Genomic DNA, 19,596 nt, shown 5'->3' with positions numbered 1-19,596 from the left:
GCGGGCAGCGGTATCGCTCAGCCCGGCTTTCGAGACGCCCGCTTCGGCTTTGCCGCGGCGGGCGTTTTTTCGGGCAGCGAGCGGACATGGACGTCGCGCTGCGGAAAGGGAATCTCGATTCCCGCCGCCTTGAACTTGTCCCAGATGCGGAGAAAAACGTCGCCCTGGATATTGCCGAGCCCACCTTCGGGGTCCGAAATCCACAGCCGCAGTTCATGGTTGACCGCGCTGTCGCCGAAACCGGTGATCCAGCACACCGGGGCGGGCTTTTTGAGAACGCGCGGCGCTTCGTCGGCGGCCTCGAGCATCAATCGCTGCGCCAGCCGCAGATCGCTGTCATAGCTGACGCCGACCGCCATCTTGATTCGCACTTCGCGGCTCGAATAACTCCAATTCTCGACCCGCTCGGTCATCAGCAGTTCGTTCGGAATCAGATGTTCCTTGCCATCGCGCGTGATGACCGACACCGCGCGCACCCCGATCTTGTTCACCCGTCCCACCGCATCGGCGACGACGATGACATCACCCGGCTTGATCGACCGATCCATCAGCAGGATGATTCCGGCGATCAGATTGCCGAACGTCTTTTGCAGGCCGAAACCGACGGCGAGCCCGAGCGCACCCGAAAAGACCGCAAAGGCGGTCAGATCGATGCCGAGCAGGTCGATGCCGACGAAAAAGGCCGCAATCACGATCACAACGCTCGCGATCTTTTCGACCAGCAATTGCTGCGTGGGATCGAGGTCGGGACCGCCGCGCACGACGCGCCGCACGACCCGGTTGGCGATACGCACCAGCAGGAACAGCACCAGCGCCGTCAGGGCGATATTGATGAGCGACAGCAGCGAGACATGCATGCGCCCGGCGCTGAAGCCGATCGCATCGAGCCGGTCCTGCAGGGTCTCCAGTCCGCCGACGACGTGCGACAACAGCGCCACGAACAGCACCGCCGCCAGCATCAGCGCCGGAACGCGGCCCAGCCCGACGCCCAGCACCAGATTGCGCGCCGTCGCCGCGGCCGAGAAAGCGAGCACCAGCCCGAGCAGCAGCGCGGGATAGGGCGTCCAGGCCCAGGCGCTCCAGCCGATTCCGGCGATCAGAAGCGCGACCAGCCAGCCGAGAATCGCGGGTGCTCGTTCGGTCAGCGGCCCGCGCGAATGGCGTTCGCGGCCATGGAGCCAGTTGGCCAGCTGCGGCCCGAGCCGAACCTTCAGCGTCCAGCCGACGATCAAGGCCGCTCCGGCGATCATCGCGGCGACGCCGAGCTCCGCCAGCTGGGCCTCCGCCATGCGCGGCAAGCCCAGCCGGAGGAGCAGCGCGTCCATCAAGATGCGCCGCCGAGCGCCGCGAATCCGCGTTCGAGATCGGCGATCAGGTCGACCGGATCCTCGAGCCCGATCGACAGGCGGATGAGCGCATCGGGATCGGTCCAATCGGTCGCGGTGCGAATCGTCTGCGGATCGCTTGGTACCACCAGGCTTTCGAAGCCGCCCCAGCTGAAACCGATGCCGAACAGAGCGAGCGTGTCGATAAAGCGCGCGCGGGCAGCATCGCCCGCGCCTTTCAGCGTAAAGCCGAACAGGCCGCTCGCCCCCGAAAAATCGCGCGTCCAAAGCGCATGGCCCGGATCGTCCGCGAGCGCCGGATAGAGAACCCGCCCGACCTCGGGCCGCGCCGCAAGCCAACGCGCCACCGCAAGCGCATTGGCGCCGTGGCGCTCCAGCCGCACATCGAGCGTGCGCAGTCCGCGCAGCATCAGCGCGCAATCGTCGGGCGATACCGAATGGCCGAGCTGATAGGTCGCCTGCCGCAGCCGCGGCCAGAGGCTGCGCGTCGCGGTGAGCGATCCCATCATCGCGTCCGAGTGACCGCCGACATATTTGGTCAGGCTCATCATCGTCACGTCGACGCCATGGGCGATCGCCGGAAAGAGCAGCGGGGTCGCCCAGGTATTGTCGAGCATCGTCACGACGCCGCGTTCGCGGGCGATGCGCGTGATCGCTGGCACATCCTGGACCTCGAAGGTCAGGCTGCCCGGCGATTCGAGGAAGATCAGCCGCGTTTCGGGTTCGATCAGATCGGCGATGCGCGCGCCGACGCACGGATCATAATAGCTGGTCCGCACGCCGAACCGCGCGAGCATGCCGTCGCAAAAGCTTCGCGTCGGTTCATAGGCGCTGTCTACCATCAGCAGATGATCGCCCGGCGCGAGCAGCGCAAGCAGCCCCGCCGATATCGCTGCAACGCCCGAAGGATAGAGCAGCGTGCCCTCCGCGCCCGGCTCGAGTTCGGTCAGCGCGTCGGCAAGCGCCCATACCGTCGGCGTACCGCGGCGGCCGTAATAGAGCTTGTCGTGCGTCGCATGGCCGCGCGCCTTCAGATCGGCGATACTGTCATAAAGGATCGTCGAGGCACGCCAGACCGGCGGATTGACGATGCCCCCGCCAAGCCGAGGGTCACCCGTCCATTCGGGCCGCCGTCCGCCCTGCACGAGCTTCGTCGCGGGGCGGCGTCGATCATCCTTGTCCGCCGGGCCGGCCACCGCCCGGTCAGGCCGCGCCGGTCGCTTTCGGGGTGGCCGCGTCGGCGCCCCACTCGCTCCAGCTGCCGTCATAAACGGCGACATCATCCTTGCCGAGCAGATGCGCGCCAAAGGCAAGGACGGTCGCGGTCATGCCGCTGCCGCAGGTCGCGACGAGCGGCTTGTCGAGATCGATCCCGGCGGCATCGAAAGCCGCCTTCAGCGCATCGCCCTGCTTCCACGTGCCATCGTCGTTGAACAGCTGACTGTGCGGCAGGCTGCGCGAACCGGGAATATGTCCCGGTGCCATGCCCGGACGCGGATCGCGTTCCTCGCCCGTGAAGCGCGCCGCCGGGCGCGCATCGACAACCTGTTCGGTGCCGCCATCGACATTGGCGAGCATCTGATCCTTGGTGCGGACGGCCTTCGCGTCGCGCCAAACGGTGAAGTGGCGGTGGCGCAGCGTCTGCTTGCCCATTTCGAGCGGGCGCCCTTCGGCCTTCCACTTGGCGAGGCCGCCGTCGAGCAGCGCGACATCATGCGCGCCGAACAGTTTGAGCAGCCACCAGGCACGCGCCGCGCTCTTGAGCGGGCTGTCGTCATAGATCACGATCCGGCTGCCGTCGCCGAGGCCGAGCGACTGCATGCGGCTCGCGAATTTTTCGGGCGGCGGCGCCATATTTTCGACCGCGCTCGTCGCGTCGGCCAGTTCGGTCAGGTCCATGAACACCGCGCCGGGGATATGGCCGGCTTCATATTCGGCCCGCGCGTCGCGGTCGGTTCCCGCCATGAATTTCGTCGCATCGACAACCCGCAGGTCCGATGCCCCCAGTTCGCGTTCCAGCCATTCGGTAGAAACCAAGGCGTCCATGTCATGCTCCTGTTACGACCGGGCGGTGGACCTTCTATCCATTCCCTCCGCCGGCCATCCTGCTGTGGCTCTTAATCTTTCCGGGGAACATCAGCCTATGCCCCCACCTGCGCTTTTTCAAGCGCAGTGGCGCTCTGCCCCAGTCAATGCTGCGCCGCAACACAAAAGCAGAGGTAAAGCGGAGCATGGCGCCCGCGCGACGCGGGGAATCACTGCATCCGGCGCACGGCGGTCGTGCGTGCACCAGGGCGGTCGATGACCAGCATCGGGCGATCGAAGGGCAGCGGTGCCAGCTTGTCGCTGCCGCTCGTCCCCTGTTCGCGGCCGAGCACGAAACTGCCGGCATTCTGGCCAAAGGCTTCGCCAGGGCCATCCCAATGATAGGTGACGTCGAGCGCTATGACCGGGATCAGCATCGGGCGGCCGGCGATCACCAGCGGCTCGACGATCGCCCGCGGCAACATCACCTCGGTCGTCAGCGCCTCGCCCGCGCCCGCCGCCAATGTCATGTCGTCGCGCAGCACGCTGCCCCCCGCGCCGTCGAAAAAGCGCGCGAGCACCGCTTCGGGCATCGCCGACGCCTGATGCAGCGCAATACGGACGAGGAGGCCAGTGGCGTCGAGCAGCCCCTCGTTCAGCAGGTTGAGCGTGAAGGACACGACCAGATGTTCGGACGTCAGGCGAATGTCGCGCACCTCGAACGCCATCGACACCTGCGCGCGTCGTTCTGCGGCGGGGCGCGTGACGAGCGGGGAGGGAACGGGCGGCGAAGCCACCGGAAGCGGCGTCGGCCGGAATTGCGGCTGGGGCCCACGATCCGGTTGCGGCGCGGGTTGCGGCGCCGGAGGAGCAGGCTGCGGCGCTGGCTGCGGCGCGGCGCGCGGTGCAGGAACGGCGGCACGCGGTGCGGGCGGCGGCGAGGGCTGATCATAATCAGCCGGGGCGTCGGCGGCGGGCGCTGGACGGCGGCGCCAATACCATAGCCCCGCCCCGGCAGCGGCGAGTCCCGCGAGCAGCCACGCCCAGATCGGTACCGCGCCCTTGTCGGTCGGCGCCGCCGCACCGGCTGCCTCGTCCGACGGCTGCACCGGCGCATCGAGGGTGCCCGCTGCGCTCGTCGGATCGCTGGTGAAGCCCGGCAGCGTGGCGGCATCGTCGGTCGGCGAGGTCGCGGCGGGCGCACCCTGCGATGCGGTCGGTGCCGGAGTCGGCGCGGGCGCAGGCGCCGCGGAAGGCGCGCGCGTCGATGCGGCGGCGGGCGTATCGCGGCGCGTCGGCGTGGGCGCGGGGGTCGGCGCCGGCGTGGTCGCGGTCGGACGCTGGGCCGTCGGCGCGGGCGCAGGGCGCGTGGGGACGACCACGGTCGGCGCAGGCGTCGGTGCCGGAGTCCCGCGGCGCTCGCCCGGCGCAAGCGGCGGAATCCCATTGTCCGCGGGACCCTGCATCCCCGTGGTACGGCCATCGTTGGTCGACGGCAGGCGGAAGGTCGACGGACTGGTGGCAGATGGCGCCGGGGTCGGGGCGGGCGTTTCGTCCTGCTGTGCCAGCGCGGGCGTTCCCGCTGCCCCCGCAATCAGCACCGCCGCCAGCGCGGCGGTCGATAGCCGCGCCATCTTCGCTGTCCGCCCGAAACTCCGCTTCGTCATGATGTAATGCGATCCCGAAAACTCTGTATGGCCTGCGCCTTGCGTATCGCACGGGCGCTTCGCGCCGCCATCCCGTCCCGATCGACGGTGACATCGGCTGCGCGCCGCACTAGACGAAAGCCATGAGTGATTCCAGCCATACGCCGCTTCAGCCCAAACATCTCGGCCAATCGAGTGAACTGCCTGCCTCGCCCGAGGCGGCATTGCTCGACTATGTCCCCAATCCGCGCGCCGGAGAGCTGTATCTCGTGCGCTTTGCCGCGCCCGAATTCACCTCGCTCTGCCCCGTTACCGGGCAGCCCGACTTCGCGCATCTGGTGATCGACTATGCGCCGGGAGAGACGATCGTCGAATCGAAAAGCCTCAAGCTGTTCCTCGGCTCCTTCCGCAACCATGCAGGCTTTCACGAAGACTGCACCGTGGGTATCGGCCGCCGCCTGTTCGACGAGATGCAGCCGCAATGGCTGCGCATCGGCGGCTATTGGTATCCGCGCGGCGGCATTCCCATCGACGTGTTCTGGCAATCGGGGCCGCCGCCCCTGGGGCTGTGGCTGCCCGATCAGGGGGTCGCGCCCTATCGCGGCCGCGGCTGAGTGCATTCTTCGCCGACGCAGAAGATGGTCCTTCCCAAGACCGGACCAGAAAAGAATCGGATTTCATCTTTCCGTCACGAATTGTTGACACTAGTGTCAACGATATGAGCAGCGCCGCGCTTCCCCACGACCATGACATCACCGTCGGCCCCGAGGTCATCGACTTCATGGGCCACGTCAACAACGCCCATTATCTAAGCTGGGTGCAGGATGCAGTGCTGTCGCACTGGCGAAAGATCGCGCCGCCCGAGGCGGTGGCCCAGCATCTGTGGGTCGCGCTGAAGCATGAAATCACCTATCGCCGCCCAGCCTTTCTCGACGATGAGGTCATCGCGACGGTGATCCTGGAAAAGGTCCAGGGCGCGCGCGCTTTCTATGAAACGATCATAAAGCGCGGCGAAGAGGTGCTCGCCGAAGTCAAATCGAGCTGGTGCTGCATCGACGCCGAGACGCTGCGCCCTGCGCGCCTCGCCAGCGATGTGATCGCGCGCTTCTTTCCGGGCGAGAAGGTTTAGGGTAGCGTCCTTGCGGCAGTTTGCTGTTCCCTGGCGAAAGCCGGGGTCCGGAGCTTTAAAACTCCAACGTCAGCGTTCGACGCTCTGGGCCCCTGGCTTTCGCCGGGGAACACAATAGCGACTCGGGACGCTCGTTCCTTCGGTCAGCCCGGCAAGCTTCAGTCGCTTACACCCCCCCTACGCCGCTTCGAACCGGATCGGCAGGCGCTTCAAGCCGCCGACGAACACCGATTCGACGCGCGCCGGTTCGCCCGCGAGTTCGAGCTTTTTCAGGCGCGGCAGCAATTCTTCCATCATGATCCGCATTTCCATGCGCGCCAGATGCTGGCCGAGGCACACATGCGCGCCGAAGCCGAAGGCGATCTGCTGATTCTTCGCACGGTCGGGGTCGAAGGCAAAGGGGTCGCCGAACACCGCCTCGTCGCGGTTGGCCGAGACATAGTTGAGCATCAGCCAGTCGCCTTCGCGGATCTGCTGCCCGCCGATCTCGACATCGGCCCGCGCGGTGCGCATGAAATGCTGCACCGGCGTCGTCCAGCGGATCGCCTCTTCGATCAGCCCCGCCTTGTCGCTGTCGGCGGCCCGAAAGCGTTCGAAAAGCGCCGGATTCTTTGCCAGCTCCATGATCGCGCCGGCGGTTGACGCACTCGTCGTGTCGTGCCCCGCCGTTGCGATGATCATATAATAGCCTGCAAGTTCGCGGTCAGGGATCTGACCGCCGTCGATCGTCGCATTGGCGATCACCGTCGCAATATCCTGACGCGGATTGGCGCGGCGGTCAGCGGTCAGTTCGCGGAAATAATTTTCGAAATCAGCGATGACATAGTGGAGCATGGCGATCGCCTGTTCGGCGCTGGTGATCGCCTCGCGGCTGCGGTTGAGGTCGGGGTCGGTCGATCCGAACAATTGCTGGGTCAGCATCAGCATTCGCGGCTCGTCTTCCGGCGGCACCCCCAATATGTCCATCACGACATGCAGCGGGTAATGCGCCGCGACGTCACGCGCGAAATCGCATTCGCCGCCGGTCGCGAGCAATTTGTCTACCGTCTCGCGTGCGATCTGACGGATGCGGTCTTCGACCTGCTTCAGATTCTTGGGCATGAACCAGCTCTGCGTCAGCAGCCGGTATTTCATATGGTCGGGCGCGTCCATCTGGACGAGCGAACGGATCAGATGCCCGTCATTGCCCGGCGTCGCGGCGCGGGCGAGCGCCTCGCCATCGCGATTGGTGAGCACAGTCGGGCGCACTGCATTGGCAAAGCGCTGCGGATCGCGGCCGATCGCCATTACGTCAGCGTGCCGCGTCACCAGCCAGAAGGGATCATAGTCCGGGTTCTCGGCTACCGCGAGCGGCGCATTGGCGCGCGCCCAGGAAAGCTGTTCGTGCAAGCCGTCCCATGCCCCGTAAGCGGCGGGATCGACGACGGCGGCGGCTACCTCTCCAGGCAATATAGGTTTTGTCATGCAACCAAATTGCCTGAAGCCTCGGCGCCTGTCGAGATGGAATAGCGCGCCGCGGGCGCGGGCTCGGATCAGCCGGCCGCCTGGCGGTGCGCCTCGGGAAGCGCCGCCTGCCATTCGGCGAGTGCGCGGTGGATCATCGCCTTGAGCGCCGCGGCCTGACGGCGCCAGGCGGCGTTGCAATCCGCGTCCCATGCGGTGCCCGCCGCCACCGCAAGCGCATCGACCGCCATATCGACGAAGGCGTCATATTCGGCCGCCGTCAGCGCTCCATAGTTGCGATGCGTCACCACCAGTTCGGCAATCTGCGGCCAGACCCAGCCTTCGCCCTGCGCCAGCCCGAACATCGCCTGCAACGTCTCGTTGGTCATGCGCCGCGACGCCGCATCGAGGTTCAGAAAGGCGGCGCGTCGCTGCGGGAAGGCATTGAGGAACCGATCGAACAGCGCATGGCGAATGTCGATGCCCGCGTCGGCGACGGCGAGCAGCGCCGCCTCCATCCGCGCGGCATCGCCGGCGGTCATTTGAACAGGCTGCCCAATATGCCGCGCATCAACTGGCCGCCGAACTTGCCCGCAACCTGCCGGCCGAGGCTCGTCGCGGCGGAGCGCGCCGCCGATTCCATCATCTTTTCGGCCATGCTCGGCTTCGCCGCCTCGCGCGCCGCGGCGCGTTCCTGTTGCAGGCGGACGCGCTCGTCGGCGGCCTTGCGCTTGGCCTCTTCCTTCGCTGCGATTGCCGCCGCCTTGTCGGCTTCCTCCTGCGCCTTGGCTTCAGCGGCGGCCGCCTGCGCCTGCTCGGCCTTGGCGGCGAGCAGTTCTTCGGCGCTTTCACGATTGACGAGTGTGTCATATTTGCCCGCGACCGGCGAGATCGACTGGATGATCGCGCGCTCCTTGGGGTCGAGCGGACCGGCGCGCGAGCAGGGCGGCTTGATCAGCGTGCGCTCGACCGGAGAGGGCGCGCCGTCGGGCATGAGCAGCGAGACCAGCGCTTCGCCGACCTTGAGCTCGGTGATCTCGCGCGCGACATCGACCTTCGGATTGGGCCGAAAGGTGTCGGCCGCCGCCTTCACCGCCTTCTGGTCGCGCGGGGTAAAGGCGCGCAGCGCGTGCTGGACGCGGTTACCGAGCTGCCCTGCGACTTCTTCGGGCACATCGATCGGGTTCTGCGTCACGAAATAGACGCCGACACCCTTCGATCGGATCAGGCGCACGACCTGTTCGATCTTGTCGACCAGCGCGGGCGGCGCGTCGTCGAACAGCAGATGCGCTTCGTCAAAGAAGAAGACTAGCGTCGGCTTGTCGGGATCGCCGATTTCAGGAAGCGTCTCGAACATCTCGGACAGCAGCCAGAGCAGGAAAGTCGCATAAAGCTTCGGGCTGGCCATCAGCTTGTCGGCGGCAAGGATGTTCACATAGCCGCGGCCCTTATCGTCGCACTGGATCATGTCCATGATGTCGAGCGCGGGTTCGCCGAAGAAATGGTCGCCGCCCTGGCTTTGCAGCGACAAGAGCTGGCGCTGGATCGTCCCCACCGTCGCCTTGGTCACATTGCCATATTTGGTCGACAGATCGCCGGCATTTTCGGCGCACCAGGCGAGCATCGCCTGCAGATCGCCCATATCGAGCAGCAGCAGATTCTGTTCGTCGGCGACGCGGAAGGCGATCGACAAAACCCCTTCCTGCACCTCGTTGAGATCCATCAGCCGCGCGAGCAGCAGCGGCCCCATCTCGGAAATTGTGGTGCGAATGGGATGGCCCTGCTCGCCGAACAAGTCCCAGAAGATCGCCGGATTGTCGTGATAGGCCCAGTCGCTGTCGCCGATTTCGGCCGCGCGCTTGGCAAAGACCTCGTGCAGTTTCGACGTCGGACTGCCCGCCATCGCGAGCCCCGAAAGGTCGCCCTTCACGTCGGCGACGAAAACCGGCACGCCGACCGCCGAGAAGCCCTCGGCCAGTCCTTGCAGCGTCACCGTCTTGCCGGTCCCGGTCGCGCCCGCGATCAGCCCGTGGCGGTTCGCGCGCTTCAGCACCAGCGACTGGCGCGGCCCGTCGGGCGCACCGCCCCCGCCCAGGCCGATGTAAATTTCGGTCGCTTCGCTGCCGTCGCTCACTGCTGCATTCCTCCGCTCGGGGCACCCGGCCAAGAGCCTAGAACGGCGCAGGAAATCAGGCAATCGGCAAAGCGGCGGCAGCCCCTACCCCGCCGACATGCAAAGGGACCGGAAAGATGGCTTTCCGGCCCCTTGCTTGCGGCTCCGCGTGCCTTACCAGCCCGACGGCTTGCCCTTATTCTGTTCGTCGAGCCACTTCTTGAGCGGGGCGAAATATTCCATCATCGCCTTGCCCGACATGTCGCGGCTGCCGGTGAAAGCCTGGAGCGCGTCGGGCCATGGCTTCGAGGCGCCCATTTCGAGCATCGCGTTCAGATTCTGCCCCACCTGTTTGTTGCCATAGAAAGAGCAACGGTGGAGCGGGCCCTTCCACCCCGCCTGCTTGCACGCCGCCTGATAGAATTGGAACTGCAGCACGCGCGCGAGGAAATAGCGGGTGTAGGGCGTGTTGCCGGGGATATGATATTTGGCGCCCGGGTCAAACGCGTTGTCGGGGCGCGCGGTCGGCGGCGTGATGCCCTGATACTGCAGGCGAAGCTGGGTCCAGGCCTTGTTGTAATCAGCAGGCTTGATCGAGCCGTCGAACACGCCCCAGCGCCAGCGGTCGACGAGCAGGCCGAACGGGAGGAAGGCGACCTTGTCCATCGCCTGACGCAGCAGCAGGCCGATATCCTTGTCGGCGCTCGGCACCTTCGCCTTGTCGAGCAGGCCGATGTCGACCAGATATTGCGGGGTGATCGACAGCGCGATGAAGTCGCCGATCGCTTCGTGGAAGCCATCGTTGGCGCCGTTCAGATAGAGGAACGGCTGCTTGTTATAGGCGCGCTGATAATAGTTGTGGCCAAGCTCGTGGTGGATGGTGACGAAATCGTCGCTGTTCACCTTGATGCACATCTTGATGCGGATGTCGTCCTTGTTGTCGACGTCCCAGGCCGAGGCATGGCACACGACTTCGCGGTCGGCGGGCTTCAGGAACTGGCTGCGCTTCCAGAAGGTGTCGGGCAGCTTAGCGAAGCCGAGCGAGGAGTAGAAATTCTCGCCCGCCTTGACCATGTCGAGCGGCGCCTTGCCCTTTTCCTTGAGCAGATCGCCGATATCGTAACCAAGGTCGCCCGATCCCGGCGGCGCGACGAGCGGGTAGATATTGCCCCATTCCTGCGCCCACATATTGCCAAGCAGGTCGGCGCGGATCGGGCCGGTCTTCGGCTGCACGGCATCGCCATATTTCTCGTTGAGTTTCCAGCGGACATAGGTGTGAAGCGCCATGTAGAGCGGCTTCACTTCCTGCCACAGCCGTTCGGTGGTCTTGGCGAAATCCTCGGGCGACATGTCATAGCCCGACCGCCACATCGCGCCGGTGTCGGCAAAGCCGAGTTCCTTTGCGCCTTCGTTGGCGATCGCGACCATGCGCGCATAATCATCCTTCATAGGCGCGCCGACATTGTCGTGCCAGCTCGTCCACATTTCGGCGAATTCGGCGGGCGTGTGCTTAAGATTGCCCATCTCCGCCTCGATATCCGAGCCCGAGATTTCCTTGCCGTCGAGCGTGCCGCGACCCTTGCCATATTGCGACTGGAGGTCGGTCGCGATCGTGTTGAGCTCGGTCGCGGCGCCGGGCTTGGTCGGCGCGGGAAGGACAAGGCCGGTGCGCAGAATGTCGAGCTTGCGCTTCGTATCGGCGCTGAGCCCCGGCACATCCATATATTTCGCGGCTTCGAGTGCATATTTGACCGACTTTTCGGTCCCCACCGCATTGATCCGCGCCGCCATCGCGTCGGTGTCGTCGGTGATGTAGGTGGCGTTGACCCAGTTCACCTGGCTCGCCTCGACCGTATAGTCGAACAGATCCTTCTCGACGGCGGCGATGAAGGCATCGGCGTCGGCGGCGGTCGGCGTGGCGGCAGGGGCCGCGGTCGCGGCGGCATCGTCCTGCGCATATGCCGGTGCGGCGAGCGCGAGCGACAGGGCAAGCGACATAGTCGAAATCATGGCTTTCATGGGGTGCAATCCTCTGGACTTTGGGGGTGCGCTCTGCGGCGCCGTAAAACCAGCTTGGCGCGTCGGCGCCGGGGGGTCAAGCGGTCAGAAAGGCCGCGATCGCCTCGCCCAGCTCGGGCTCGGTGACGCTCGACATGTGGGTGCCGGGGATCGTCGCGAGTTCGGCATCGGCCAGCGCCGCGACCAGTTCGGGCGCCGAGCCATTGTCCTCATCCTGTTCGCCGCACACAACCAGCGTCGGCATGGTGATCGCCGCCAGCGCTTCGGGCGGCGTGTCGGCGAAGCTGTCGAGCAAAAGCCCCGCCGCGACACGGTCGATCTTCATGGTCTTCATGAACTGGATCGACAGCCATGTGTCGTCGCCGCGCTTCGCGCTGTCATATTCGGCGATCACGCGTTTGAAGAAACGCCCGCGCCGCTGCCACCCCGCGAGCCCAGCGAGCCCCATGCCGCCGAGGATGAGGCGCGCCGGGCGCATCCCCGCAACAACGGCGCGCACGCTCGTTCGCGCACCGAGCGAGAAGCCGCCAAGGTCGAAATCGGCAAGATCGAGATGCGCGACCAGATCCTGCAGGTCATCCACCAATATGTCGGAAGGATAATGCTCCGCTCCATGCGGCGCCGCGCTCGATCCGTGGACGCGCAGGTCGGGCATGATGACATGATATCCCTCACGCGCGATTCGCGCCGCGGTGCCGAATTTGATCCAGTTGACCTCGGCGCTCGAAAACAGGCCATGCAGCAACAGGATCGGCCGGCCTTCGCCCATTGCGCGCCAGGCCAGGCGCACCCCGTCGCGCGCGTAGAAAAATTTCGGTTCGATGCTCATGCCCGTCCTTATGCGGGGAAGACGCGCAAGGGCAAGCGGCCGCGGCCTTCATACGGCGTTCGCATGGACTTGCCGACACCAGCCGCGCCGCGCTCATGGCGGTTTTGAGGTGGAGAGCGGACGTTATCTCCCGCTGAGGCGCGCCTCTTCAATCTCGCCAGCCATCAACTGCGCTATCTCAAGCTGGAATGCGGCCAAATCAGAATAATTTGTTTGGAATGAGGTTTTTACGCAATCGGTCGGATCATCCTGATCCGCTATTTCGACGCGGACCTTCAGGTCTCCACGTGCGTTGGCTGGCGTGATTTGAACGCCTAAAACCTTTTCGTATTGGTCGTCCTGACTGTAGCCCCATTGTTCGGACAAGGGAGCGTTGGGCTCAATCGGATAGGCCGAAAGCTTTTCGCCAAACTCCTTTACATCTTGCCACTGGACCCAAAATCCGCCGACGCCAGAACGGCTTTCTGTAACCACCCGCATCTCCAACCAACCGAAGTCATCACGAACGTTGGTGGGTGTGCCGTCGTATCGGTATCGGAATGCCAAAAAACTCATGAGACGATTGTGGCTCGGAAAAGGAACGCCCGCAATCGGTCGTTTCCAGACCGAAGCCGGCCGCCTGCAGCCGCGCGCTCCGTCTATCGCGGGCGCAACCCCTTTTGCTCCATGCGCCACTTCGCCATTTCGATGCGGTCCTGTCCGAAGAAGGGCTCGCCCTCGAATACCAGTGTCGGCACGCCCCAATGGCCGGCGATTTCGAGCGCGACCTGGTTAGCGGCGATTTCCTGATCGAGCGTTTCGGCGTCGCCTTCCGCCTCGGCATCGAGTTCGGCGAGATCGAGCCCGGCGCGCTTCGCCGCGCCCGCCAGATGATCGCCGAGGTGCCAGTCCTGCGCGCCGCCCCAGATGAGCTGCGCCACCTCGTCGCAAAAGGCCAGGCTCTTGCCGCGCCGCGAGGCCGCCTGCCCCAGCCGGGTGAGGCGATAGATATAGGGCTGATCGGCAGCGATCTCGCGCGTCATTACATTCTGGACGATCGGGTCGGGCCGCGGCGGCCCGAAGGGAATGCCGTGGAACTGCGCGACACGGATCATGTCGCGCATCGTGTAACTGAGCCAATTGGGGTGGTTGCGCTCGAAAAAGTCGGGCTGGCGCACGGCCAGCGGATAGACGGGGCGGAGGTTGATCGTCACATCGTGGCTCGCCATCAGCGCGCGGTAGCGGCCGATCGCCAGATAGCTGTAGGGCGAGCGGAAGGACCAGAAGAGATCGGCAGACAGACTCATGCGCGGCATCCTGCAAAAAAAGCGGCGCCGCGCAAGCGAAACGGCATTTTTTTGCTCCAAATCAGATGCTTCGCACCTGCAGCATAATCGTCGTTGAATATTATAGCAGTTGCTATTATATCGCATGCCATGAGTGAGACGATCGGTTTCCTGCTCAACGACACCGCGCGGCTGTTTCGCCGCGCCTTCAACGCGCGCACGAAACACAGCGGAATCACCGCGCTCCAGTGGCGGCTGATCAGCTATCTGAAGCGGCACGAGGGGATCCGGCAGGGGCCGCTCGCCGAACTGATCGAGGTCGAACCGATCACCCTGTCGCGCATGGTCGACCGGCTGGTAGAGGCGGAGCTGGTCGAACGCCGCGCCGATCCGACCGACCGCCGCGCCTGGCGGCTGTATCTGACGCCGCGCACCGGCGCGATCGTCGGCGGCATGCGCGACATCGCCCACGCGCTGACCGAAGAGGCGACCGAAGGGCTGAGCGCAGCCGAACGCGCGCAGCTCATCGAGCTGGTCGAGCGCGTCCGCGCCAATCTTTCGCGCCGCGAATGCGGCAAGGATACGACAAAAGAGACAATGTGATGGATCAGCTCTCCCCCTCCCGTCCCGCCGCCCCTCCCGCCGCGCCCACCGCTCCCAGGGGCGAAGAGGTTTCGGTGCCGAAGGCAAAACCCAAGGCCGACCCCGTGCCCCCCGCGCCCGAGGCCGAAACCGACGAGGCCCGTAAGCCGAGCTGGCGCACCCGTCTGTTGATGTTCGGCGTGCCGCTGGCGCTGCTCGTCGGCGGCGGCTGGTACTGGCTGACGAGCGGCGGCGCGGTGTCGACAGACAATGCCTATGTCCAGATGGACAAGGTATCGATCGCCGCCGAGGTTGGCGGCCGGATCACTGAAGTTGCGGTGCGCGACGGCCAGATGGTCGACAAGGGACAGCTGCTTTTTCGCATCGACGGCGAACCCTATGCGCTGACGGTGGCGCAGGCGAATGCCGCGATCGACGCGGCTAAGGTCAATGTCGGCAATCTGTCGGCCAGCCTCGCCGCGACCGGCGTCGACATCAAGGCGGCGCAGGAAGCGGTGGGCTTTGCCGAATCCAATTTCGCGCGGCAGGCGGCGCTGATGGAAAAGGGCTTCACCACCAAGGCGGCCTATGACGCATCGAAGCATGCGGTCGAACAGGCGCGCGCAGGCCTCGCGCAGGCCCGCGCCGACGCTGCGGAGGCCCGCGCCAAGCTCGCCACCGGCGGCAGCGGCGTGAATCCCGAGGTCGAATCGGCAAAGGTCCAGCGCGCGCAGGCGCAGGTCAATCTCGGCCGTACCGAAGTGCGCGCGCCGAGCGCCGGGCGCATTGCCCAGTCGGACCGATTGCAACTCGGTCAGATGATGGTCGCGGGGCTCCCCGCGGTGACGCTCGTCGATACGCTGCACCCCTATGTCGAGGCCAATTTCAAGGAAACCGACCTTGCCGACATGCGTGTCGGCCAGCGCGCCGAAATCCGCTTCGACGCCTATCCGGGGCTCAAGGTGCGCGGCCATGTCGAAAACATCGGCGCCGGAACCGGCAGCGAATTTTCGGTACTCCCCGCCCAGAATGCGACCGGCAACTGGGTGAAGGTGACGCAGCGCGTGCCGGTGCGCATCGCGCTCGACGAAAAGCCGTCGCGCGACATGATCGCCGGCCTGTCCGCCGACGTCAAAGTGATCACCGCGAAATAGGGGCGGGCCGATGGCGAGCCGCGCCCTTCCCCGCCGGTCGCCCAGCGCGGGACAACCGGTCGATGCGTCGATCCCGCTCCATCAGCAGGTGCGCTATCGCGGCCTGCTGACGGTGGCCGTGATGGGCGCGTCGGTGATGCAGATTCTCGACACGACCATCGCCAATGTCGCGATACCGCATATGCAAAGCGCGCTCGGCGCGACGAGCGAGACGGTCAACTGGGTTCTCACCAGCTATATCATCGCCTCGGCAGTGGCGATGCCGATCACCGGCTGGCTCGCCGACCGGATCGGACGGCGGCAATTGTTCCTCGCGGCGATCGTCGGCTTCGTCCTGACCTCGATGGCGTGCGGCGCCGCGCAGAATCTCGAGGAGATGGTGGCGTTCCGCTTCCTGCAGGGGATCGCCGCCGCCTTCATCAGCCCGCTTTCGCAATCGGTAATGCTCGATATCAACCCGCCCGAACGGCACGCGCGGGCGATGTCGATCTGGGGGATGGGGATCATGATCGGCCCGATTCTGGGGCCCATCCTGGGCGGCTGGCTCACCGAATCGGCGAACTGGCGCTGGGTGTTCTACGTCAACCTGCCCGTCGGATTGATAACGCTGGTGCTGATGTGGGCGCTGCTGCCGCGGACGCACACCCGCGAGCGCAAGTTCGATCTGTTCGGCTTCTCGATGCTCGCGCTCGGCCTCGCTGCGCTGCAGCTGATGCTCGACCGCGGTGCGCAGCAGGACTGGTTCGAGAGTGCCGAAATCTGGATCGAACTCGGCGTTTCGGTTGCCTGCCTGTGGATGTTCCTCATCCACCTGCTCACCGCGCCGGTGACCTTGTTCAACCGCAAGATGCTCGCCGATCGCAACCTCGTCATGGGCATGGGTTTCATGATCGTGATCGGGGTGGTCATGTTCTCGTCGATGGCGCTGCTGCCGCCGATGCTGCAACGCCTGTTGGGCTGGCCGGTGATCGATACAGGGCTGGTGCTCGCGGTGCGCGGGATCGGCATCCTGATGAGCATGTGGGTCGCCGGGCGCCTGCTCGGCAAGATCGATGCGCGCTGGATGGTCGGTTCGGGACTGCTGATCGCCGCCTATTCGCTGTATCAGATGAGCCAATGGTCGCTGATGATGGGCGCCGGTCCCGTGGTCGTCAGCGGGCTGGTGCAGGGATTAGGGATGGGGCTGATCTTCATCCCGCTCAACACCATGGCCTTTGCCACGATCCCGATGCAGTTCCGGACCGACGGATCGAGCCTCCTCAATCTGTTCCGCAGCATGGGGGCGTCGGTGGGCATTTCGGTGGTCACGACGCTGCTCGGATCGAATACGCAGACCAGCCATCAGGATCTGGTCGCGCATGTCACCAATAGCTCGGTCAGCCTCGTCGATCCCTCGACGGCCGACCGCTTCGGCATCATCGGCGATGTCGCGATGCAGATGGTCAATGGCGAAATCAACCGGCAGGCCGCGATGGTCGCCTATATCGACGATTTCTGGCTGATGATGTGGGTCACGCTCGCGGCGGTGCCGCTCGTCGTCCTGCTGCGCCCGCCCAGACCCGGCGCGGCCAAGGCTTCGGCCGCCGACATGGGGCACTGAGGGGGCCCTGACGGGGCCAGGGCCGCGCCGCGTCAGCAGGCCCAGCGCAAGCCGCGGCGAAGCTCGGCTGCCCCATCCCGCTCATATGGCAGGCCGTGCGCCATCACGACACGCTCGCAATCCCAGCCCAATATCGCAGCGACCGCCCGGCGAACACGGGCACGGCGCGGCCAGAAGGTCAACCGCAGGTCGATCGGCGCCTTGCCGTCGGGATGCGCCGCGCCCGAGAGGCGGACGAGCCCACGATAAAGAGGACTGCGTATTCGCTGCGGCTCGAAATTCTCGATCAGGTCGGTCAGCACGACGGTGCGCGAGGGCCGGTGGAAAAACACCGCTTCATTGACCAGCGTGCCGGGAACGAAGACCGTCTCCAGCTCATCGGGCAGCACCGCCTCGCCGTCGAGCGTCGCGTCGATGCGGAAAGGCCGCTTCGCGCGCATGGCGAGATCGGGCACCGCGAGCGTTCGCGCGCCGGGATAGATCGCCTGCCAGTCAGCGATATGCCAATAATGAAGGCTGTTCGGCGCGATCAGCCAGGCGACCGGGCCGAGGCGGTCGATGGCAGAAAGCAGGTCCTTGTCAGGAGCCACCGGCGAGTGAACCCACAGCGTGCCGTCGGCAAGCCGCGCGACGGTCATCCGGGTTGGAAAGGGGATCGAGGTCGGTCCGTAATCCATCCGGATTTCGGGGCCGTCGACGATCCATAGTCCGGGGCCGAAGGCTTTGGGCGTGTTGAGCGGCGCATAGGGCAGAAAGGCCGACATGGCTGCAGACTAGCGCCACCGTCGCCGCCGATCAAATTGATGAAAATCCGGCGTCGTTAACGGAAGAAGCAATTGGCGCCAGCGAACAGCGCCTCGATCTTCGCATCCTTGCCCGGCTCGGCGAACATGCCGCCGATCGCTGCATCGCCGGTTCCCAGGCTGAACTCCTCGCCCAGCGTGCTGTCCTTGTGATCGACGACGGTGGCCGATGCGGACGCCTTGGCGCGCGTCGTGCCGATACCGATGCCGCTGACCGTCGAATAGAATTCGGCGCCCGCCTCGTCGCCCAGAAACCAGCCGACGAACTTGTCGTCCTGAAAATTGAGCGTCATCGCATCGAAGCGCGAAAATTGCATCGGCCCCGCGCCGCACTCGTCATTGTCGCTGCGGTCGTCGACCACCCCCGCAACGCGCGCCAACGCCTCTTCGGCCTGTCTGCGCGGGGTGCCGAACGCGAGCAGGCTGGCCTTGCCGCTGGTCTTGTCGATGAAGCGCAGCCCCGCACCGTCGAGCGCGACCGCCAGCGACGCCGCGGCCGGACCGTCGAGCTTGGCCTCGGGCACGTCGGGCACGACTGGCGGGCGGTCGTCGGCGGCCGACTTGTCGGCGGCGGGCTTGCACGCCGCAAGCAGTGCGAGGAGGACGAGGGCGGGCAGCTTGCGCATGGAGGAACTCCGAAGGGGACACGCCGCTATACGCCAGAGCGCGGGGCGATTACCAGCGAAGCGACATGCAGCTGAGCCCGGCGTCGATCCGCGCGATCTGATCGGTGGGCAGCACGCGGAACGGGACGCCGCGCGCCGCCAGCAGCGCTTGCGTTGCAAGCCAGTGCGCGCCGATCAGCACCGTGTCGCGGACGCGCAGGATATTCGCCGCGCCTTCTTCGCCCATCGGCGTCAGCACCACCTCCAGCCCCGCAAATTCGGGGCAGTCGCGCATGGCGGGGACGGCGAGCACGGCGCGGTCGTCGATGAGGCCGCAGCCGGTCTTGAAATGCAGCACGCCGGGCGGGGTCTGCGCGATCTGCGCGCGGTAGCCAAGATCGCCGAGCAGCGCAGTCAGCGTTTCGGCCCCCGCCCGGTCGGTGCGGTCGGACAGGCCGATGATCACGCGGTCGGCAAGGCGCAGAACGTCACCGCCGTCGACATGTCCCGGCCCGGCCAGTTCAAGGACGCGGCCGTGCCGTTCTGCGAGCGCGGCGCGTATGTGCGCGACCTCGCCCGCGCGGCTCGGCGCACCGGGGCGGAGCAGGATCGCGCCTTCGGCAAAGGTCAGCGCGACGTCCTCGACGAACAGCGCATCGGGAAAGGCATCGAGCGGCGGCAGAACATCGACCGTCAGGCCCAACTCGCGCAGCGCCGCGACATAGGCGGCATGCTCGGCCATGATTCCCGCCAGCTCGGGATCGGGTCCGCCGCCCGCACGGATGCCGTTGACGGCCGACGGCGCCGGGGTCCGGCAAAGCGCGTGGGTGAAAGCGAAGGGCGCGGTCATGTTATGGGCATAGTCCGAATGCCCCGATCTCGCCAAGGCAATCCTCCCTGCCGCGCAGCGGTGGGGAGGGGGACCGTCCGCAAGGCGGATAGTGGAAGGGCCGCGAGCGCGCCGGCGTCAACGCCCCCCCCCGTCAGCCCTTCGGGCTGCCACCTCCCCATCGCTGCGCGACAGGGAGGATAACAAG

General features: G+C 65.9%; 19 protein-coding genes. 5 read left to right on the top strand and 14 right to left on the bottom strand.

Annotated features, from left to right (window positions below; genetic code table 11):
- Window positions 1–17: 17 nt before the first annotated feature.
- The 4 genes from P1IM2_RS04215 to P1IM2_RS04200 all read right to left on the bottom strand — a co-directional run bounded on the left by P1IM2_RS04215 (window position 18) and on the right by P1IM2_RS04200 (window position 5,038).
- Entirely contained in the window at window positions 18–1,325 is a 1,308-nt protein-coding gene (locus P1IM2_RS04215; RefSeq protein ID WP_186401505.1) for a mechanosensitive ion channel family protein, read from the bottom strand.
- Window positions 1,325–2,542, bottom strand: a complete 1,218-nt coding sequence (gene metC / locus P1IM2_RS04210; protein ID WP_186401504.1) for a cystathionine beta-lyase — start codon at window positions 2,540–2,542, stop codon at window positions 1,325–1,327. The genes P1IM2_RS04215 and metC overlap by 1 nt, the downstream gene beginning before the upstream one ends.
- A gap of 7 nt (window positions 2,543–2,549) precedes the next feature.
- The gene (gene sseA / locus P1IM2_RS04205) at window positions 2,550–3,392 is read right to left on the bottom strand and encodes a 3-mercaptopyruvate sulfurtransferase (RefSeq protein ID WP_062901458.1); all 843 of its coding nucleotides are present in this window, start codon (window positions 3,390–3,392) and stop codon (window positions 2,550–2,552) included.
- A 209-nt stretch (window positions 3,393–3,601) separates the two neighbouring features.
- On the bottom strand, window positions 3,602–5,038 hold the full coding sequence (locus P1IM2_RS04200) for a hypothetical protein (protein ID WP_186401503.1): 1,437 nt from the start codon (window positions 5,036–5,038) through the stop codon (window positions 3,602–3,604).
- 122 nt (window positions 5,039–5,160) lie between these two features.
- Between P1IM2_RS04200 and queF the strand changes: the two genes are divergently transcribed.
- Together queF and P1IM2_RS04190 are read left to right on the top strand one after the other, a co-directional pair.
- Window positions 5,161–5,631, top strand: a complete 471-nt coding sequence (queF, locus tag P1IM2_RS04195; protein ID WP_062901456.1) for a preQ(1) synthase — start codon at window positions 5,161–5,163, stop codon at window positions 5,629–5,631.
- 104 nt (window positions 5,632–5,735) lie between these two features.
- Complete coding sequence (locus tag P1IM2_RS04190) at window positions 5,736–6,146, top strand: thioesterase family protein (RefSeq protein WP_186401502.1); 411 nt, start codon at window positions 5,736–5,738, stop codon at window positions 6,144–6,146.
- Between the two features lie 177 nt (window positions 6,147–6,323).
- On the opposite strand, the gene P1IM2_RS04185 is transcribed toward P1IM2_RS04190, so the two are convergent.
- The 7 genes from P1IM2_RS04185 to P1IM2_RS04155 form a co-directional block, all read right to left on the bottom strand.
- Window positions 6,324–7,610: a cytochrome P450 gene (locus P1IM2_RS04185; protein WP_062901455.1), complete on the bottom strand. Its 1,287-nt coding sequence runs from the start codon at window positions 7,608–7,610 to the stop codon at window positions 6,324–6,326.
- A gap of 68 nt (window positions 7,611–7,678) precedes the next feature.
- Complete coding sequence (locus P1IM2_RS04180) at window positions 7,679–8,131, bottom strand: hypothetical protein (RefSeq protein ID WP_186401501.1); 453 nt, start codon at window positions 8,129–8,131, stop codon at window positions 7,679–7,681.
- Window positions 8,128–9,723: a helicase HerA-like domain-containing protein gene (locus P1IM2_RS04175; protein WP_409574524.1), complete on the bottom strand. Its 1,596-nt coding sequence runs from the start codon at window positions 9,721–9,723 to the stop codon at window positions 8,128–8,130. Before P1IM2_RS04175 ends, P1IM2_RS04180 begins: the two co-directional genes overlap by 4 nt.
- Before the next feature lie 153 nt (window positions 9,724–9,876).
- Window positions 9,877–11,721, bottom strand: coding sequence for a M2 family metallopeptidase (locus P1IM2_RS04170; RefSeq protein WP_186401500.1), 1,845 nt, complete (start codon window positions 11,719–11,721; stop codon window positions 9,877–9,879).
- A 76-nt stretch (window positions 11,722–11,797) separates the two neighbouring features.
- Entirely contained in the window at window positions 11,798–12,550 is a 753-nt protein-coding gene (locus P1IM2_RS04165) for an alpha/beta fold hydrolase (protein ID WP_186401499.1), read from the bottom strand.
- Between the two features lie 123 nt (window positions 12,551–12,673).
- On the bottom strand, window positions 12,674–13,105 hold the full coding sequence (locus P1IM2_RS04160; RefSeq protein WP_186401498.1) for a hypothetical protein: 432 nt from the start codon (window positions 13,103–13,105) through the stop codon (window positions 12,674–12,676).
- Window positions 13,106–13,188: 83 nt separating this feature from the next.
- Complete coding sequence (locus P1IM2_RS04155) at window positions 13,189–13,836, bottom strand: 2-hydroxychromene-2-carboxylate isomerase (RefSeq protein WP_186401497.1); 648 nt, start codon at window positions 13,834–13,836, stop codon at window positions 13,189–13,191.
- 129 nt (window positions 13,837–13,965) lie between these two features.
- Between P1IM2_RS04155 and P1IM2_RS04150 the strand changes: the two genes are divergently transcribed.
- The 3 genes from P1IM2_RS04150 to P1IM2_RS04140 are packed head-to-tail and all read left to right on the top strand — an operon-like array spanning window position 13,966 to window position 17,151.
- Complete coding sequence (locus P1IM2_RS04150) at window positions 13,966–14,418, top strand: MarR family winged helix-turn-helix transcriptional regulator (RefSeq protein ID WP_186401496.1); 453 nt, start codon at window positions 13,966–13,968, stop codon at window positions 14,416–14,418.
- Window positions 14,418–15,551, top strand: a complete 1,134-nt coding sequence (locus P1IM2_RS04145) for an HlyD family secretion protein (protein ID WP_186401495.1) — start codon at window positions 14,418–14,420, stop codon at window positions 15,549–15,551. Before P1IM2_RS04150 ends, P1IM2_RS04145 begins: the two co-directional genes overlap by 1 nt.
- Window positions 15,552–15,561: 10 nt before the next feature.
- The gene (locus P1IM2_RS04140) at window positions 15,562–17,151 is read left to right on the top strand and encodes an MDR family MFS transporter (protein ID WP_186401494.1); all 1,590 of its coding nucleotides are present in this window, start codon (window positions 15,562–15,564) and stop codon (window positions 17,149–17,151) included.
- Between the two features lie 32 nt (window positions 17,152–17,183).
- Here the strand turns inward: P1IM2_RS04140 and P1IM2_RS04135 are convergent, their stop codons facing one another.
- From P1IM2_RS04135 to P1IM2_RS04125, 3 genes are read right to left on the bottom strand one after another with little or no spacing between them, the layout of a single operon-like run.
- Window positions 17,184–17,915 (bottom strand): DUF4336 domain-containing protein, encoded by a 732-nt coding sequence (locus P1IM2_RS04135; RefSeq protein WP_186401493.1) that lies wholly within the window; start codon window positions 17,913–17,915, stop codon window positions 17,184–17,186.
- Window positions 17,916–17,971: 56 nt separating this feature from the next.
- Window positions 17,972–18,580 carry a hypothetical protein gene (locus P1IM2_RS04130; RefSeq protein WP_186401492.1) on the bottom strand — a complete coding sequence of 203 codons (609 nt, stop codon included), beginning with the start codon at window positions 18,578–18,580 and terminating at the stop codon, window positions 17,972–17,974.
- A 49-nt stretch (window positions 18,581–18,629) separates the two neighbouring features.
- Window positions 18,630–19,409 carry a dimethylarginine dimethylaminohydrolase family protein gene (locus P1IM2_RS04125; RefSeq protein WP_234180480.1) on the bottom strand — a complete coding sequence of 260 codons (780 nt, stop codon included), beginning with the start codon at window positions 19,407–19,409 and terminating at the stop codon, window positions 18,630–18,632.
- Window positions 19,410–19,596 lie beyond the last annotated feature (187 nt).

Origin of the sequence: Sphingopyxis sp. P1IMeth2, assembly GCF_900185685.1 — a bacterium.
Taxonomy (GTDB): Bacteria; Pseudomonadota; Alphaproteobacteria; order Sphingomonadales; family Sphingomonadaceae; genus Sphingopyxis; species Sphingopyxis terrae_A.
This window is presented reverse-complemented; position numbering and strand designations above follow the sequence as displayed.